Annotated in this window: 16 protein-coding genes; 1 reads left to right on the top strand and 15 read right to left on the bottom strand. The window is 44.3% G+C overall.

Annotated elements, in window-relative coordinates; genetic code table 11:
- Positions 1-43: 43 nt before the first annotated feature.
- The 8 genes from ACSFXN_RS06520 to ACSFXN_RS06485 form a co-directional block, all read right to left on the bottom strand.
- Positions 44-1,048: an HNH endonuclease gene (locus ACSFXN_RS06520; RefSeq protein ID WP_437149370.1), complete on the bottom strand. Its 1,005-nt coding sequence runs from the start codon at positions 1,046-1,048 to the stop codon at positions 44-46.
- Between the two features lie 168 nt (positions 1,049-1,216).
- A complete protein-coding gene (locus ACSFXN_RS06515) occupies positions 1,217-2,047 on the bottom strand; it encodes a carbohydrate ABC transporter permease (protein WP_437149369.1) in 831 nt (276 codons plus the stop codon).
- Positions 2,048-2,061: 14 nt separating this feature from the next.
- Positions 2,062-2,946, bottom strand: a complete 885-nt coding sequence (locus ACSFXN_RS06510) for a carbohydrate ABC transporter permease (protein ID WP_437149368.1) — start codon at positions 2,944-2,946, stop codon at positions 2,062-2,064.
- A gap of 84 nt (positions 2,947-3,030) precedes the next feature.
- Positions 3,031-4,296 (bottom strand): extracellular solute-binding protein, encoded by a 1,266-nt coding sequence (locus tag ACSFXN_RS06505; protein WP_437149367.1) that lies wholly within the window; start codon positions 4,294-4,296, stop codon positions 3,031-3,033.
- Positions 4,297-4,688: 392 nt separating this feature from the next.
- Positions 4,689-6,419 (bottom strand): adenine deaminase, encoded by a 1,731-nt coding sequence (gene ade / locus ACSFXN_RS06500; protein ID WP_437149366.1) that lies wholly within the window; start codon positions 6,417-6,419, stop codon positions 4,689-4,691.
- A gap of 34 nt (positions 6,420-6,453) precedes the next feature.
- A complete protein-coding gene (locus ACSFXN_RS06495) occupies positions 6,454-7,263 on the bottom strand; it encodes a hypothetical protein (RefSeq protein WP_437149365.1) in 810 nt (269 codons plus the stop codon).
- A 139-nt stretch (positions 7,264-7,402) separates the two neighbouring features.
- Positions 7,403-7,798, bottom strand: a complete 396-nt coding sequence (locus ACSFXN_RS06490) for a peroxiredoxin family protein (RefSeq protein ID WP_437149364.1) — start codon at positions 7,796-7,798, stop codon at positions 7,403-7,405.
- A complete protein-coding gene (locus ACSFXN_RS06485) occupies positions 7,702-7,911 on the bottom strand; it encodes a hypothetical protein (RefSeq protein ID WP_437149920.1) in 210 nt (69 codons plus the stop codon). The genes ACSFXN_RS06490 and ACSFXN_RS06485 overlap by 97 nt, the downstream gene beginning before the upstream one ends.
- Positions 7,912-8,040: 129 nt before the next feature.
- Between ACSFXN_RS06485 and ACSFXN_RS06480 the strand changes: the two genes are divergently transcribed.
- Positions 8,041-8,454: a DUF2892 domain-containing protein gene (locus tag ACSFXN_RS06480; RefSeq protein ID WP_437149363.1), complete on the top strand. Its 414-nt coding sequence runs from the start codon at positions 8,041-8,043 to the stop codon at positions 8,452-8,454.
- 825 nt (positions 8,455-9,279) lie between these two features.
- On the opposite strand, the gene ACSFXN_RS06475 is transcribed toward ACSFXN_RS06480, so the two are convergent.
- The 7 genes from ACSFXN_RS06475 to ACSFXN_RS06445 all read right to left on the bottom strand — a co-directional run bounded on the left by ACSFXN_RS06475 (position 9,280) and on the right by ACSFXN_RS06445 (position 17,688).
- Positions 9,280-10,542, bottom strand: a complete 1,263-nt coding sequence (locus ACSFXN_RS06475; protein WP_300989139.1) for a mechanosensitive ion channel — start codon at positions 10,540-10,542, stop codon at positions 9,280-9,282.
- 455 nt (positions 10,543-10,997) lie between these two features.
- Entirely contained in the window at positions 10,998-12,149 is a 1,152-nt protein-coding gene (locus tag ACSFXN_RS06470; RefSeq protein ID WP_437149362.1) for a mannitol-1-phosphate 5-dehydrogenase, read from the bottom strand.
- Positions 12,150-12,587 (bottom strand): PTS sugar transporter subunit IIA, encoded by a 438-nt coding sequence (locus ACSFXN_RS06465; protein ID WP_437149361.1) that lies wholly within the window; start codon positions 12,585-12,587, stop codon positions 12,150-12,152. It lies immediately after the preceding gene.
- 39 nt (positions 12,588-12,626) lie between these two features.
- A complete protein-coding gene (locus tag ACSFXN_RS06460; protein ID WP_437149360.1) occupies positions 12,627-14,105 on the bottom strand; it encodes a PTS mannitol transporter subunit IICB in 1,479 nt (492 codons plus the stop codon).
- A gap of 501 nt (positions 14,106-14,606) precedes the next feature.
- Positions 14,607-15,683: a YkvI family membrane protein gene (locus ACSFXN_RS06455; protein ID WP_437149359.1), complete on the bottom strand. Its 1,077-nt coding sequence runs from the start codon at positions 15,681-15,683 to the stop codon at positions 14,607-14,609.
- 29 nt (positions 15,684-15,712) lie between these two features.
- The gene (gene menC, locus ACSFXN_RS06450; protein WP_437149358.1) at positions 15,713-16,849 is read right to left on the bottom strand and encodes an o-succinylbenzoate synthase; all 1,137 of its coding nucleotides are present in this window, start codon (positions 16,847-16,849) and stop codon (positions 15,713-15,715) included.
- Positions 16,846-17,688, bottom strand: coding sequence for a GNAT family N-acetyltransferase (locus ACSFXN_RS06445; protein ID WP_437149357.1), 843 nt, complete (start codon positions 17,686-17,688; stop codon positions 16,846-16,848). Before ACSFXN_RS06445 ends, menC begins: the two co-directional genes overlap by 4 nt.
- Positions 17,689-17,691: the final 3 nt, after the last annotated feature.

The following is a 17,691-nucleotide window of genomic DNA, read 5'->3' as shown; positions in this document are numbered from 1 at the left end:
ATCCTTGTATACCCGGAATCACGCGGTTCACTGCATGCCTTCATTAATTTTTCTCTGCCGCTTCCTGTTCCGAATTTATTTCTTCAATCACCGGTTTTTCTTCATGAAGGGTAGCAATCCGGCTTCTTTTATCTATGAAAATATTCTTTTTATGCCATTTGAAATAACCGCTGTTGTCAGGATAGACCGGTATTCGCAGACGCGCGGACAATCCATAATCGCTGTATTTTTCTTCTGGAATGGTTGCGGAAATTTGCAGCTTGCCATTTGCGTTGATGGTAATGAGTCCGTAAGTATACATCGAATCATGATTGCTGCACAGTAAAACACCGTTATATGGATCAAGCCGTTCCGGATCTGAACTATCTTTCCATGGTTTTGCATAACTCGCTTTCAGCACAGGCTCCAAGTCCATTCCGCAAAGAGGGCATGATTTATTCCATAATGGCGTCAGCCGTTTCCGGAATTGCTGCTCACCGCGCTGCATCTTTGTTTTCGCTTCCAGTATCGTTTCGGCGATCAAAGGCACCAAAGGATTATGTTCGGTCGTCCTGATCACTTCAATCGCTAATTCCAGCTGTTCTTCTTCAGGCACATAGACATTCAGCATACTGATGCCTTCCAGCATTTTGATGGCAAGCTCTTCATTGCAGGGATACAGATAACCCGGATTGCCGCTTCCGTCTTCCTGGAAAGCCGCATATTTGACCGGCAGCAAACTGGCAAGCTCATCAAAATGCTCATGTATGCTTAAAGACTGTTCCAGTTCATGGTACTCGACAGAAACATAATAGCCCTTTTCTTCCTTTCCATTAGCCATGTTAACCGCTATCGGCTTATTCCCCAATCGGCAATTTTCCTTTGCCACACTGAGAGCAACAATATACCCTTTCACGTAATGAAAAATCCGGTCGCCTTTTTTTATATCCCGCATCCTTTTATAGGAATGCGGCACCATTCCGGACTTATCCCGTTGAGGTGTCCATAACAAACTCATTTTCTTTTCCTCTTGATACGTTTCGCCTTGCATGACAATAAAGCAATTCACTTAATTTTCCTCCTAAACAAATCAAAATGACAGTTTTTCTTTTCCATGCATCCATCATATCGTATATTTCTGCTGCTTGTTTAGAAGTTTGTCCGGATATTTGCCCATAATTCAAGAAAGCACAAAAAAGCGTGCATCTTTTACAGCATACACGCTTTGCACAAAGTCTTATTTGATTCCGGAACTGATGACACTGCGTACAAAATACCTGTTTGCAGCTACGAAAATGATCAATGCGGGCAACGTGGCAACAACGGTCGCCGCCATCATCCGGCCCGGGTTAACGAAGTTGGCTCCTTGAACAAGATTCGCTACTCCAACCGTTACCGTTTTCATCTCATCCGCACTGGTGACGACAGATGGCCATAGGAAGTCATTGTAAATTGTCAGGAAAGTCAAAACAGCTAAAGTGGCAACAACCGGCCGTATCGCTGGGAAAATGACAAATCGCAGTATCTGCCAAAGTGAAGCACCGTCAATAACTGCCGCTTCCTCCAAATCTCTCGGAAAACCTTTCAAAAAACTATAAACCAGAAATACTCCCATCGTATTGGCAGAATAAATTAAAATCAGCGGCGCAAAGGTATTGATCAAGTTCAATTCACGGAAGATATAAAACATCGGAAACAGCGTAACGATGCCCGGTATCGTTAATGCCACCACTACCATGGTGAAAAAAAACTTTTTCCCGGGCAAATTTAAGCGTGCCAATGCATAGGCAGCCAGCACATCGACAAAAACCACCAAGGCGGTGCCTGCAATCGTTACGATCCCTGTATTTGCCAACCAGCGAATTACAGGAACATCTGCCGCAACTCCAAAAATACTGCTGTAGTTTTCCATGGTCCAGGCTCTCGGAAATAGCGCTGAAGATGACATAGATTCGCTCAATGCCTTGAACGATGTGAACAGCATGAAAATCAAAGGCAGCAGAAATAAAATTGCAAGCAGGGTGGCAGCGACTAAAATAAATGCATTTTTACCCTTGGATTTTTTCATAGTTCCACTACCTCCTAATCTTTGCGGAATGTGTAGAAATACTGAGCGGCTACAATCAAGACCATGACAAAGCCCATTAGCATCGACATCGCAGAAGCCATCCCTAAGTTGTTCTGGTTAAAGACTACCTGCTGGATGACCATGATCAAGGAAGTTGTACTTTGCGCCGGGCCACCAGCTGTAATGAGCAAAGTTTGGCCATAAAGATTGAAGGACGCAATGACGGTTATGATTGTCAAAAAAACAAAAACTCCTTTAATGGAAGGAAACGTAATATAACTGAACCGCTGCCACCAATTGGCTCCGTCCAAACCAGCAGCTTCGTACAAATTCTGGTCCACTTCATCCAAAGCATTGATGAACAAAATCATATTAAATCCAATTGTCCACCACACTGTCGCAATTAATATGGCAATCCAGGCAAGTGGCTGATCGTTGAGCCAGTTCGGTGTGCCAAGACCGAAAGTGTTCATAACATTATTAACATACCCGCCATTCCCAGTAAAAAGCCATTTGAAAATTGCTGAAACCGCAGTAACGGAAACAGCATAAGAAATAAAGAAGACCGTCCGGTAAAATACTTTCAATTTATCTGGGATGCTGTCGACCACTAAAGCCAAAGCTAAACTAATCACCACAAGCGGCACCACACTAATGGCCACGAAAATCAGCGTGTTCTTTAATCCATTGTAAAAAGCATTGCTGTAAACATTGCCAGGTGTCAGTATCGCTACGTAGTTATCAAGACCGACAAATCCCCCATTTCCTCCAAAAATAGACCATTGATGAAAACTGATATAAAGGCCATATACGAATGGAACAATTAGAAATAAGGTAAAGCAGATCAGAAATGGCAGAAATAAAATAATGGACCAGGTTTTTGAAATTCGCATAGCCATGACACCCCCGATTATTTAAATAGAACGGCATTTCACTGAATTACAGTAGGAAATGCCGTTCATTTATATCTCTTTATCAACCAGTTACTGAGGTGCCGTCTCTGCGACTTGTTTCGCTTGCTCTGTCGCTTTTTCCAGTTCGCTCATCAGTGTTTCTTTTGTCATATTTTCTTCCCCAACAACTTTCGGGTATACATTCTCTACTACGTAACGGACCTGTTCGCGATACTGATACAATTTAGGAGCACCTTCGAAAGAATCAAATTGTTTGATGTTTTGCGCGGAAAGCGGATATTTTTCAGGATCGGCTTCCACCAATTCCATTGTCGGTATATGCGTAGGCGCTTGTCCGCTATCTGCCCAGTTGAGTAAGTTTTCAGGTGTATACATGTATTTCAGGAATTCCGCAAGTCCAGCCATGCGCTCCTCATCTGTTACTGAAGAAGGCAGTGCAAGTGTATGTCCAGCGCCGTAAACACCCGGCTGCTCTGCGATTACTGGGACAGAAGCGATTCCTAAATCATCTCCATAGGCTTCTTTTACAGCTTGGTAATACCAAGGACCCGTTAATGCTGTAGCCGTCTGAACGGCACTGCCGCCTTCATCCACTTGTTTCATGAACGCCTGGAATTCTCCATCCAGCCCTAAGCCTTGGGGAGATATTTTGTCTTTAAAAATCATGTCGTGGTAAATCATTAAAGCATCAGCCAGTTCTTCTTGAGAAAAGTTCACATGATTGTCTTCAACCATATTGATTCCATTTTGAGCTGCTACTGTCATAATGAACCATTCCCCAAGGCCTGCACTCGGGACACCTGTCGCAAACAGGTTGGGATCTTGTTGCTGGAGCGTAGTCGTTAATTTTGCGAAATCCTCATAGGTTTGAGGAGCTTCAGGAGCTAGTTTTTTATTATAGAACATGGTCATGGGATGGATATCCAGAGGCAGCGCAAAGACACCGTCGTCAAAAGTCACTTGTTCTTTTGCAACAGGATGAAAATCGTCTGGGCTAATTCCAGCCGTTTCCATTAAACTGCTGATATCTTGAATCATGCCATCTTGCTTGAATGTTTCAAGCAAATCTGTATGGATCATGACTAAATCATAATTTCCAGTTTTGAATTTCGTGTAATGATCTTTTTCCTGGGATTCTTTGATTACATACTTATCTTGTGATTCATTAAAGCCATTGGTGATTTTTTTCATATAATCTCCGTCACCGCCGGTAAATCCGTTAATGAAGGTCAATTCAATTTTTCCGTCAGCGGTTTCTCCACTGCCAGAACCGCCGCCGCATCCCGACAATATTAGAACTGAAATAATAGCGAGATACAATAAAAATTTTTTCATCAATTTAGCCCCCTTTTCTAATGTTAGCGCTTACATTCTTCCTTGAAATATAGTGGTAACCTTATTTCTCCACTCCTTCCTAATAAATCAGAAATTTCAATTATTTTAAATATTTTTCTTAATAATATTATAATTCGAGCCGCAGAGCAAATTCAGCCACAAAACATATATCTTCTGCACTAATTCCTTCTTCGTAAATTTTTTAAACCACTTTTTCTATAATTGGCATTTTATCAAATTCAGAACGAAAAAAATCGGACATATAAGGCTCCAGGATTTGGCCTAAGTAGTTGAATACACTGAATTGTTCTTGCCCGATTTAAAGAGCTTGATCCAACAATGAATCAAGCTCTTGGTTTATCATTTAAAGATTAAGTATTAAAGCTGATTTCCTATCTTTCCTCATCAACCGGAACTTCAATGTGCCGGAACGCTGCCATTTCGAATAAACCGCAATCGGTGATCTTCAAATGGGGAATAACTGGCAACGATAAAAAAGATAAAGTGAGAAAGGCATTAAAGTGTGACGGGGCTCCCAGTTTTGAAAGGGCTTTATCCACTTGCTTTAATTCTTTATAGACTTTTTCAAAGGTTTCTTCAGACATCAGTCCCGCTACCGGCAGCGGCAATTCCGCCAACACTTCCCCGTTTTCCGCCACCGTGAGTCCGCCTCCCATTCTCTCGAGTGCATCAACAGCGCGTAAGATATCTGCATCATTGGTTCCGACCGCGATGATATTGTGCGAATCGTGCGCGACAGTAGTCGCAATGGCTCCGCTTTTCAATCCAAGACCCTTGACGATGCCAAGGCCGATATTTCCGGTTGCACGATGTCTTTCGACCACTGCGATTTTAAGCAGATCTTTTTCAATGTCCGGCAGGAAGTAGCCGTCTATCGTCTCTACTTCTTCAATTAAATGTTCCGTTATGAGGCTATTGGGATTGATGCCGATAATATTCGCTTTTGTGCTTTTTCCTAAATGGATCTGCAGATCTTTTTGAGTGTATCGGCTAAGATTTACCGTCTCCCGCACTTTTTCGGTAGCTGTCACAGAAGAATCGGGACCCGCGTACCGGCCATTTGCAGCCGCAAGCTTGCCTTTTTTATAAACTTCATAAATTGTAAATTCCTCCAGATTGTCCAGAAGGATAAAATCCGCATCAAATCCGGGGGCAATTGCGCCTTTTGTATGCAAACCGTAGCATTGTGCCGCATTAAAACTTGCCATAGAGATCGCTGTAATTGGATTAATGCCATATTGTATCGCGGCCCTGACGTTAACATCGATGCTGCCTTCTTCGATTAAGTCGTCCAAATGCTTATCATCTGTGCAAAATAAACAGCGGTGTGCATTGTTTTCGTTAACTGCTTCGAGCAGCGCTGACAGGTTTTTGGCTACCGATCCTTCCCTTAGCATGACATACATGCCTCGCTGCAGCCGGATAACCGCTTCTTCTTTGGTGACGCATTCATGATCTGTCAATATGCCGGCAGTGCGGTAGACATTGATGTCATTTTCTTTTAATCCTGACGCATGGCCGTCTATTTGCCGGCTAAGGAATAGCTTGTCCAGCATGCCGTCTTTCCCATTCAAAACAGAAGGAAAATCCATCACTTCCGCTATCCCTAAAACACTGTCACGGCCGATAAATTTCTGCAAATCATCTGAAGTCAGTGTAGCGCCTGAGTTTTCAAAAGAAGTTGCCGGCACACTAGAAGGCAGCATAACAAGTATATCCAGCATGGCAGCTTCGGAATCGTTCAGCATAAATTCAATGCCTTCGGATCCACTGACATTCGCAATTTCATGCGGATCAGTAATGACAGTTGTCACTCCGTGAGGCAGCACGACCTGGGAAAACTGATGGGGAGTCACCATTGACGATTCTATATGGACATGAGCATCAATCAAGCCCGGGCAAATATACCGTCCGGCAGCATTAATTTCCTTTTCGCCTTCGTATTCCCCGATTCCAACAATCACGCCGTCTGTAATGGCAATATCTCCTTGAGTCAGTTCTTTCGTAAAGACATTCACAATATTTGCATTGCGAATCACCAGCTCGGCTGCTTGTTGTTTATTTGCTGTGAAAATTCTCTTTTTCAGCTGTTCACGATCCATAAATTTTTCTTCCTCCTTATTTTGCCTGAAAGCGTTACGTAGAAAAGAAATTTCCGTTCAGCGCATCAATATACCGCTGTGCTGATTTTTGCACTTTTTCATCCGCATCTTCCTTTATTATCCGGTGGAAAGCATCGTAAATCCGATAATAGTTGATCCCGTTCAAATAATCTGCCATCCTTTGGATGGTTGATGCCGGCAATGGAATGAAATTAGGATAGCTGTACATAAAAGTGACCCAATGGAAGTCTGGCGTAACCCGGACAATATCTCCGGAAAATATAATGCCTTTTTGGCATTCGAGCACAGTCGCCCCTTTAAAATGCCCGCCGAGTTTATGCAGTATCAATCCTTCATGTAGTTCAATCGACTGTCCTGACCAGAATATGATTTTTTCACTTTGCCGGGTCACCCACTGCCTGTCGTCTTCATGAATATAAATATTGGCATTGAACGCATCGGCCCATTCCACTTGGCTTGCATAATAATGTGGATGAGAGAGTGCGATGGCGTCAACACCTCCCAGGTCTTTTATTTCCTCAATTGTCGTAGGATCGATATAGGTAATACAATCCCATAAGAGATTAAACCCTTTCTCTCGCACTAAATAGGCTGTCTGGCCAATAGCAAAATCGGGTTTCGTAACAATGCTGTGAATTTCCTCTTCATCCTCCGCAATCCAATTTTTATAAGGAGCCCCTTTCATCATATGTTCCAAAGTGGTCCAGCTTTGCCCCATCGGGTTGATATATTGCCGTTCTTCGTTGCAGATCTTGCACTGGCTCGGTGGAACAGCAGAATTCTCATATTGCACACCGCATGTTTCGCAAATGTATCTTTGCACGAAAACCCCTCTTTTCTAATTCCGGCACATCTGGTGAATTAAGTATAATGCAATATTCAGGTAATTTATATGTTCTTTTTGAAAGCTAAGTCAATAAATAAAGCGGATTCGCAAAATTCGAATCCGCTTTTATCTGAATTTAGACAGTTTGCAACTTCTTCTTGATGAACCTTATAATCTGCTGCAGTTCATCGGCTGTCGGGCGTCCATAAGGACTGGTCTGTCTTTGCTGATAAAGCAATTCCCCGTTTTCATCCATCAAAAAATACGCCGGTTCACCATGTATTCCTGTATCTTCGTATGGGGCCTCTTCACCATGCAGATAGACGCCGTATTGCTTTAAAAACTTCAGGCTTTCATCTGCTAATACTGGAAAGGATAATCCAAGTTCGTCTGACATTTGTTTCAAATCTGCAAGCATATCTGTAGAAATTGCAATCAGGTGAATGTTTTCCCCGTCAAAATATGTTTTATTGCTTTCCAAGTCTTTAAGCGCTTTGATGCAGGCTGAACACCAGGACCCCCTGAAAAACACAATGAAGTGCCATTCTTTATCTGTTTTTTTCTGTGATTCAAAAGAAAAATTTCCCCAGATATTGCTGGCAGTATAAAATCAGGCATCGCTTCTCCCAAGCTGAATACAGGCATTGTAAAACCTCCTCAGTTTTATATCATAATCTAAAGCCTGGCTTTATAAATTCCTTGTTCCATGTTTAAAACTTGAAAATAGCGGAATAATACTTCTTAAGACAAAAAATGAAAGCAGGTAGCATAAACATGGCCATGGAAATCGAAACATTACCTTCAACCCAATCAAGAATTGCCCAGCATACACCAGACCTTATTAACGAAGAAATTGAACGTCAAATTGAAGCAAATGTAAATTACTTTAAAGGGAAAGATAGAGAAACAATCCAGCAACGCGTCATTGAATTGGAAAAGGAATGGGATGCGGAGCGCATATTGGAAGTGAATTTAGCTTCCATTGCATTCACTTCTTCTATTCTTGGCATAATTTCCAATAAGAAATGGATGTATCTCAGTGGAGCTGCCAGTCTTTTCATGATTCAGCAGGCTGTCCAAGGCTGGTGCCCTCCTTTGCCGCTGCTTCGAAAAATGGGTGCAAGAACAGGAAATGAGATCAGTTTGGAGAAACAAGCTCTTAAGAATCTGCTAGATGAAACTAAATGAGCAATAAAAAGAGATTGATTTTTATAGACCTTCTCTTTTAAGCTTGATGAAAAAGTAAAACTTGTATTGGTGATCCTCTCCTAACCGATATTCCGCCAACCAGCTGCGAAGACATTAGCCGAAGCCTGCGAGGCTAATGTCTTTGCGACGAAGCGCACAGCGCTGCAGGAGCATATGTTTTAGCCGCGGGCGAGCGCCAAGCCGCTTCGTCGCTTACGCTCCTGTTTCTGCATCGCTTCGCTAGCTTCGAAACATGAAAGGGCGTTGCAGGGTCTCGGCTGTCTCGTCGCTTACGCTGCCCCGCAGGCAAGACATTAGCCGAAGCCTGCGAGGCTAAGTCTTTGCGACGAGCTTGCGCAGGAGCAGTATGTTTTCTCCGCCGGTTGGCTCCATATCTGGAGAGGAGGTACAAACATTCACGAGCTTTCCAAAACCATCACACTTTTAGAGCGTCTCTAAAAGTAGTAAAAGAGAGCAGAATGCAGCGGAAAGCGGCGAAGGGCAAAGATGTGCTCCTACAGCGCCAGGCGCTTCGTCGCAAAGGCACCACCCGACTATGGTTGGGTGATGCCTTTTCTGCGGAAACAGGGCGAGTCCTGAGACCCCCCAGGGAATGAATGGGGCAAAAGCAGTTTGCCCCATTCATTTGCGGCGAAGCTAGCGCAGCGATGCAGGAGCACACGGTTTTCGCCAGCGAGCGAGGAGGCTCAGGCCGCCCCCGCGAAAAGCGTCCGTCCTAGAGCGAAATGAGAAAAGACTGCTGAAAGTTTCCCGATAGCCTGAAAAAGAGAATGCCTATTATAAGGCATTCTCTTTTTACTGAACTTATAAATTTCCGTCATTCGGTTTGTTATCTTCTGCTTGTGCTTTCGCTTCAAATTTGTCCAATTGGCGTTTCGCAAAATCCCGGCCGCCGATGCCGAACGAAATGGCGAATGCCACAGCCAGCCCAGCGATGATGAACAGGAATGCCAAATTGACGATGCTTGTGGCAAAATTCAATTGGTCAAGCGTCATAAATACTGCAATGATGATAATCGCGTATTTGACAATTGCACCGTACATGCGGTTTCCAGAAGCACGCTGGATGTAATTGCCAAGCAAGTTGGCGCCGATTATGCCGAGGCCCAAAATGATAAGTCCGCTTAACACAAGCGGCAAGTAGCCAATGATGGAAGTCCCGATATTGTTAAGCACTTCCAGCTCCAAAACGTTCAACGCTTCAACTGTGAAGAAAACGATAATCAATACTTGAACAATTTTCCCGATAATTGTAGCCAAATCAAGCGTTGGCATATTCGGTCTCGAACCCGAGTTCAACGACTGGGAAATATTATCAAGCCCCGTACCTTTCAAGAGGCTGGCCAGCAAATCGCCGATAAATCTACCGATTGCCACCCCGACTAAAATCAGGATAATCGCAACAAAAATATTCGGAATCATATTCAGCACTTGGTTGAGCATGTCGGAAACCGGACGCGAAATCGAATCGATATTCAACGTTTCAAGTGCCACTGTGATGATTGGAATCAAGACTAGAACGAAAACAACATTTGCAAGAACGTTTGCTAATGTGTTTTTATTGCTTGCAGACATTTTTTCCGGAGTTCCAGTTTTGTTTGTCAATTTGTTGAACCATTTGTCGATATTAATTGTAGTCAGAAGGGTTGCAACCAGATTCTTTACAAATTTAGCGACGAAATAGCCAAGTATGAGGATAATCGCTGCCATCAGCAAGTTTGGTATGAAGGCTAGCAATTTGTCCATCATATTTGTAATGGGTGCTGCTACGGCTCTCATATTCAGTTGATCAAATACACTAGGCAAGAACAGGATGAAAATTAAGTAGTATAATATTTTGCCGATCGAGTCCAGTTTACTGTTCGCATCTTCCTGCGTCTTTGCCATATGGCCCTTGACCATGGCATTGGGTGCTCCAGCTTTTTTCAGCCCTTTCGTAAAAATTGCACGGACGATTGTGGCAACGAGCCAAGCGACTAATAACAGCAGAATGGCGCCAATGACGTTGGGCAGGAAATTCACGATTGTGGTTCCCATGTCCCGAAAAGCTCCCGTGAATTGGTTCATAGACTTCTCCCTCCATTTTTCGTTTTTTTTGCAATTTATATATGATTGCTTCTTCCATATTCCCCGTATGTTTCCATCTAAACAATATTTTTTTATTATTCTTTTAATTTTATGATATAACTTCTGTATAACGTTGCTTTACCCAAATTTTTAAGATACCTAACATTTTAAATAAAAAACAAACGGTCGAACTGCATTTTCGGCCATTTGTATAATATTTAATGATCATAACGGAGATAAGAGGTTTCGAAGCTCCGCGCACTTGCACACCCTAACTGATTTCGAGTCAACCCCCTTCAGCTTCTTAAATACCTCTTCAGTATGGCATAATGATTTCAGTACAATTGAGGACTTTATAAATCATTGAATAATTGCTGAATAGACGTTTATTTTATAAAAGCGACACAAAAAACGGCAGTCGGACTGCCGCTTTTTGTGTCGCTTTTCTTCAATCTTTATTGTTTCATATTAGCCAATTGCTTCATTACTGCCGGAATTAGCGGGTCGCCAACCGGTAATTCCGAAACTTGTCGGAAAGCATCCTCATATCCTTTTTCTTTAACCAATTTCTGCAATTCGCGCGCTTCATCGTCTTCATCATTTTCGTAAAGCAGCACGGCTGCAATCACAGTGGCCAAGTTGACCGGCTCTTTTCCGGTTAGCTGCAGATAAAGGCTTGCCGGGCGGACCAAACGGTCATTATTTCCTAATTTCCGGATTGGACTTCTCCCGACACGTGTAACGAAGTCTGAAACATATGGATTTCGGAACCGGCCGATGATTTTCCGGGTATATGCTTCGTGCTGGGCACTGTCAAAATGATGCAATTGAATCAGTACTTCTCCCGTTTCCCGAAGCACCCCTTGTAGAATGCGTTCAATTCCTTCATCATCCATCGCTTCATTGATCGTTTGATGTCCTCTATAGCGGCCTAAATAAGCAGGGACAGTATGGCCGGTATTCACTGTGAAAAGTTTGCGCTCTATATAAGGATTCAAATCCTCCACGTAGGTGATGCCTTTTACGGGTGGCCGTTGCCCTTTGATTGCCGGCTGCTCAACAACCCATTCATAGTATGGCTCTACGGCTACGCCAAGCAGATCGCCGCTGCGCTGATCCGGGACTATCCGGTCTACAGCAGCATTGGGAAAGCCAATCAATTCGTCAGCCATGTTTCTTTCTTCCACGGATAAATGCTTGTAAACATGTTCTTTCAACACAGAACTGCCATTGATCATATTTTCACAGGCGATGACATTCAATGGCTCCGGGCGGTTCTGAAATCTTCTTTTCAATCCTTCAGCCAGCAACCCCGAAATCGCAGGCAGCACATTCGGTCCTACCGCTGCCGTGACAAGGTCTGCTCTGCTCAGAAATTCAGCTGCTTCTTCTGCATTCGACATGCTGTTAATGCCCCATACATTATCGACCCGTATCACTTCTCTTTCCGTAGCCGATAAAGTGACTTCGTATTCTTTCTTTTCATTTATTGCATTGATGACTGAGTCGTTGACATCGAGAAAAAGCGTGCTGTATCCCGATTGATTGAGTAGAAGGCCGATGAACCCCCGGCCGATGTTTCCTGCCCCGAAATGCACTGCCTGCATTTACCCCACCTCGCTAAAGAGATCCAGGATTTCCTCTTCTGATCGGGCATTCAAAATTTTATCGATGTTTTCTTCTTCCGAACAGACAATCGCGATATTCGAAAGAATCTCTAGGTGCTCGTTCCCTTTTCCAGCAATCCCGATGAATATCTTGGCCAGATTGCCATCTCCAAAATCAATGCCATCCGGTACAGTTACAACACAAATACCCGTTTCAAAGACATTTTTTTTGGCATCTTCCGTACCATGCGGAATCGCCAGAAAGTTCCCCATATAAGTGGAAGCCATTTCTTCCCGTTCAAACATTTTATCGATATAACCGGCATCGACATATCCTTGCCTTACAAGAATCTCTCCTGTGAATCGAATTGCTTCTTCTTTCCCACTCAACGGCACATTCAATTTGATATTTTCTTTGCTCAACACTTCTTTCGCCATCCAAATCACTCCTACTGGAATTTTTCTTTTAGATTGCTGCTACTGATTTTTCAAACGTCTCGCCAGCTTATCGTATTCCGGGCTGTTCATGAAATTCTCTACTGAAATATGTTCAGCATTCGGCAGTTTCGCTTTTGCTCGGTCAGTCAAATCTTTATGGGTAACTACGATGTCTGCATCTTCCGGAAGCTGGTTGATTGCTGTATTGGACACCGGTACATCGATACTTTCTTTTTTGAATTTGTTTCTGAGCAGCGAAGCCCCCATGGCACTTGATCCCATTCCGGCGTCGCAAGCGAAAACGACTTTTCGTATCTCTTCCGTGTTTTTAAGCGGAGCCGCATTGACCGGCTGTGTATTATCAGCTTCAACCCGGTCACCTGAAGTCATCCCCACAACTTCCTTCGCTGGTTTTGGAGTCAAGTAACCAGTTGCATCGCTTTTCTTGCCTTTCATTTCTTCCATTCTTCCCGCTGCCGAAGCTAAATCTTCATCTTCCACTTTGCTGGTTTTCAATACGACAGATGCAACAGCAAACGATACCGCTGCCGCTACGACCACTCCGGAAATGACGCCCAAGTAATTTCCTTGCGGCGTCAAGGCAAGCAATGCGAAAATACTGCCGGGAGACGGTGTTGCCGGAAGACCGGCATTAAATACGGTAAATGTGAATACGCCGCTCATCCCGCCGGCAATTACAGCCAGAAGCAAAATGGGTTTCATTAAGACATATGGGAAATAAATTTCATGAATCCCACCCATGAATTGGATGATGGCTGCTCCTGGCGCGGACGCTTTTGAAATCCCTTTGCCGAATACCGAGAAAGCTAAAAGCACACCAAGCCCCGGACCTGGATTTGTCTCAAGCAGAAACAAAATGGATTTTCCTGCATCTGCCGCTTGTTCCACACCCAATGGGCTTAGAATCCCATGGTTAATGGCATTGTTCAAGAAGAGGATTTTCGCCGGTTCAATGATGATGCTCGCAAGCGGCAATAATCCCATTTCAACAATCACTTCAACCCCATTGGCCAGTGTATTCGTCAACGTATTGACGATTGGCCCGACGAAGAAAACAGCGATTCCCGCCAGGAATGCCCCTAAAATACCAGCGGAAAAGTTATTATAAAGCATTTCAAAACCGACTCTGATTCTATGCTGGAACCAGCCGTCTATCAGTTTCATCGCAAACCCGGCAAGCGGACCCATGATCATGGCTCCAAGGAACATCGGAATTTCAGCTCCGACAATAACCCCCATTGTTGCTATGGCCCCAAGAACACCACCGCGAAAATCGTAGACGAGCCGGCCGCCTGTGAACCCGATCAATAAGGGCAGTAAATATGTGATCATTGGGCCGACCAGCGAACCCAAAGTTTCATTCGGGAACCAGCCATCCGGTATGAACAAAGCAGTAATAAGACCCCAAGCAATAAAGGCACCGATATTTGGCATGATCATTCCACTCAAATAACTTCCGAAGCGCTGAATTCGCGCACGGACGCTTGCATCAGCCATATTAATCCCTCTCTTCTCCAATTTTATCAATGTCGATGATAAGTTCAGCCATACTGAAGGTATAAATAATTGGGCTTTACAATGTGCCTGCCATTTCCTTTTGGCATGCCGAATATAAGAATGAAAAGCTGACCGTATTACACGTTTTACCACCTCTGCTCTCTTTTGAGTAAAATCTAAAAGAAGATGCATGAATTCACTTAAATAGTAGCATATTCCTATCGCTGACGATAGATAATGACTGAATTTTCAGACATACAAAACCGGAACATGATGCAATTACTTCATTGACAGGAGTACGCCATATTCGCACCTAGTTTTATGTTCCCGAAGAGCCCGCGATAAAAACTTCTTAGTATGAGAAACGCTGTTACTTAAGATAAATTAAATCCATCAAAATCAAATTTGATGAAGCTGGCTTTAGACAGAAAAACCCCCGGCATTAAACGAAATGCCAGAGGTAACTTTTTCTTTTCCTTGAGTTTTCAGCCAACTTATCTTTCAGCTGAGCGCTTCCTTAGCCACTTGCACTTTCCTTCTCCGAAACCACGCGATGACAATTGCCGCAATCAGCGTGAACCCTAAATAACCCATCACCGGATAAATAGTTCCGACGAGCGTCACAAATCCAAAAAAGCTGGAAGCAAATGCTGCAGTGCCAAAACCAATGACTGATACTTTGAATTTCGGGCTATCAGACTTCACAATGCGCGCTGTGAAAGCATAGAGCATTCCGACGGCCGTGTTGTAGATCATGCCAAGCAAGATGATTGACATGATTGCTCCGATAAAAGGGCTGATATTGTTGGCCAATACCAGCATCGGCATCGGCACCGCTGCGATTTCCTTCAACTGTGTCAGCATCGATACATTGATCAGCAAGATCAGCAAACCAAGGCCCAATCCCCCGATAATCCCGCCCCACGCAGCAACTTTCTCATCTTTTACCGTTCCACCCATGACCGTCATCATTGCAGCACCGGCAGCCAAATTATAAGAGACGTAAAGGATGGCGCCGAGCAGCCAATGGGGAGCGGCTTGGCTGTTCGCCGCAGCAGCTGTCGCCGCATCGATTTCTGCAGCCGACATTTCGAATTTGAAAAGAGAATACGCAGTTATGATAATGACGACGACCAGCAATACCGGAGTGAAAGCGCCAATCAGTGAAATCACTTTTTGGACATTCAGCATTACCGAAGCTATCACTAGAACGGCCATCAGTATATTCCCGACCGAGCCGGGTATGCCGAATTGCTGTTCGAAAATGGCACCGGATCCGGAAAACATGACGACCGTTACGCCGAATAAGAAGAATGTAATGGCGACGTCAACGACCGGACCCAAATACTTGCCGCAAATATGGCGAATGGCATGCTGATGCGATTTTGTCTGAAGACGGCTGCCGAGTTGTGTCAGATTCATCCCAAGAAAAGCGAAAAGCGCCATGGCAATCAACGATCCGATAATTCCATAAATCCCGAAACTCGTAAAGAATTGCAGAACTTCCTGCCCGGAAGCGAACCCTGCGCCAACGATTACACCGATAAAGGCACCGCCAATTTGAAAACTTTTTCTCATGTTCTTTCCCCCGTTTGATTAAACGTATTTTATTGTCCGGTGCCCGCTGCTGTTCGCTGTGTTTTGAAGATGAGTTCTTCAACGGTGAACTTGTCCATGGCTTTTTGATTGATGGCGTAGCCAATTCCATAAGCCTCGGGAACGGTGATATACCCATCTTCCACAATCACTTCCGGAGAAATGACGTCTTCTTCCCAGTAACGCGACGAACCGGCAGTGTCTCCTGGAAGGATGAAGTTCGGCAAAGTTGTGAGTGCAATATTATGTGCACGGCCGATTCCTGATTCGAGCATCCCGCCGCACCAAACCGGAATGCCTTGGGCCATGCAATAATCGTGGATTTTTTTCGCTTCCGTCAATCCGCCGACCCGGCCGATTTTGATATTGATGATTTTGGTGCTTCCAAGCTCCACCGCTTTCCGGGTATCTTCCAATGAATGAATGCTTTCATCCAGGCAGATTGGCGTAGCAAGTTCCGGCTGCAGTTTGGCGTGGTCGATAATGTCGTCTGAAGCCAATGGCTGTTCGATCATCGTTAAATTGAATTCATCCAATTGTTTCAGCAAATCGATATCTTTCAGGCGGTAAGCCGAGTTGGCATCTGCCATCATCGGCACATCCGGGAATTTGGCACGAAGCTCCCGCATCACATTCACATCATAGCCCGGCTTGATTTTTACTTTGATCCGTTTATAGCCTTCTTCCACAAATCCAGCGACTGTATCGATCAAATCATTAATGTCTTCATGGATTCCGATGCTGATGCCGACTTCAATTTTACTGCGGGTACCTCCGAGAGCTTCTGCGAGCGTCATTTTGTTGCGTTTCGCATAAAGGTCCCAAATGGCTCCTTCAACTGTCGACTTCGCCATATTGTTTTTGCGGAGATGGCTGAATAATTCACTGACTTCGTCCGGATGGCGGATGTCATTTTCAAATACGATCGGCACCAGGAAATCCTTGATCATGTGCATATTTGTTTCCAGCGTTTCCTCGCTATACCAAGGAGAATGGAACGCTACCGATTCTCCCCAGCCTGAATTGCCGAGTTCATCTTTTACTTCCAGCAATAGGAAGTCCTTTTCCTGGAATGTCCCGAAACTAGTGGTAAATGGTTTTTTCATCATCATCTTCATCTTCCGAATCCTGATTTCTGTAATTTTCACTGCCTATCGCCTCTTTCTATTGGTTGTAATGGAATGGTCTTTGCCGGAACAAATTGATAATAATGGACGCCTTCCTCAACCTTTCGAACACCGGTGATTGCGAAGCCGGCTGCGAATAACTGCTGGAACACTGTCCGGATCTTCATGCGCCAGTCCAGCGCCAATTCAGGGTCCAGTTTTTTAATCGTCTGAAAATCCTGTGGCACTGGCACTTCAATTCCTTCCGCACCGGATAGAACTTCACTCTCATTAATTTCAAGTACCGGAAAGCCATTCGGAGTCTGCGTGATTTGAAACGGATTTTTATACTCGGCGATTTTGGGCACCCAAGCATCTTCAACACGGCTGCTTGAAATCCACCATTCAATCTGCAGACGGTCAGTCGGCAGCCCGCGGTTTAAGCCATCATCCATTTCGCCATAGCAGTCTTCAATATAAGTGGTGCTGATGCCGAATAATTTGGAGGTGTTGAGATGCGCATTGCGGCTTTCCAATGGATCGAAAGTCCAGGTGATTAAATCGTAGCCAATCTGCTGCGCGATTTTCCGCTGTTCCTGTTTGAGGCGTTTGCCGATGCCTTTCGACTGATATTCCGGATGGATGCCCATCATATGAGAACAGAGATAAGTTTTGCCGTCTTTAAACCCGGCAAAGCCATAGCAATAGCCGACCAGCTGTTCGCCGTCAAAAGCACCGACCAAAATTCCACCATTTTTAGCAGCGGTAAATGTCTGGTGCGTCGGTACCGGCGACATGTCCCATACTTCGCGTTCGAGTTGTTGGATCAAGCGCATATCGGCATTGGTTTCTAGTCTGCGAATCATAATTCCGTCTATCATGTC

This window comes from Planococcus sp. 1R117A (assembly GCF_051417975.1).
Classification (GTDB): Bacteria; Bacillota; Bacilli; order Bacillales_A; family Planococcaceae; genus Planococcus; species Planococcus shenhongbingii.
Note: the sequence above shows the minus strand (reverse complement) of the source record. Positions and strands in the feature narration are given on the sequence as shown.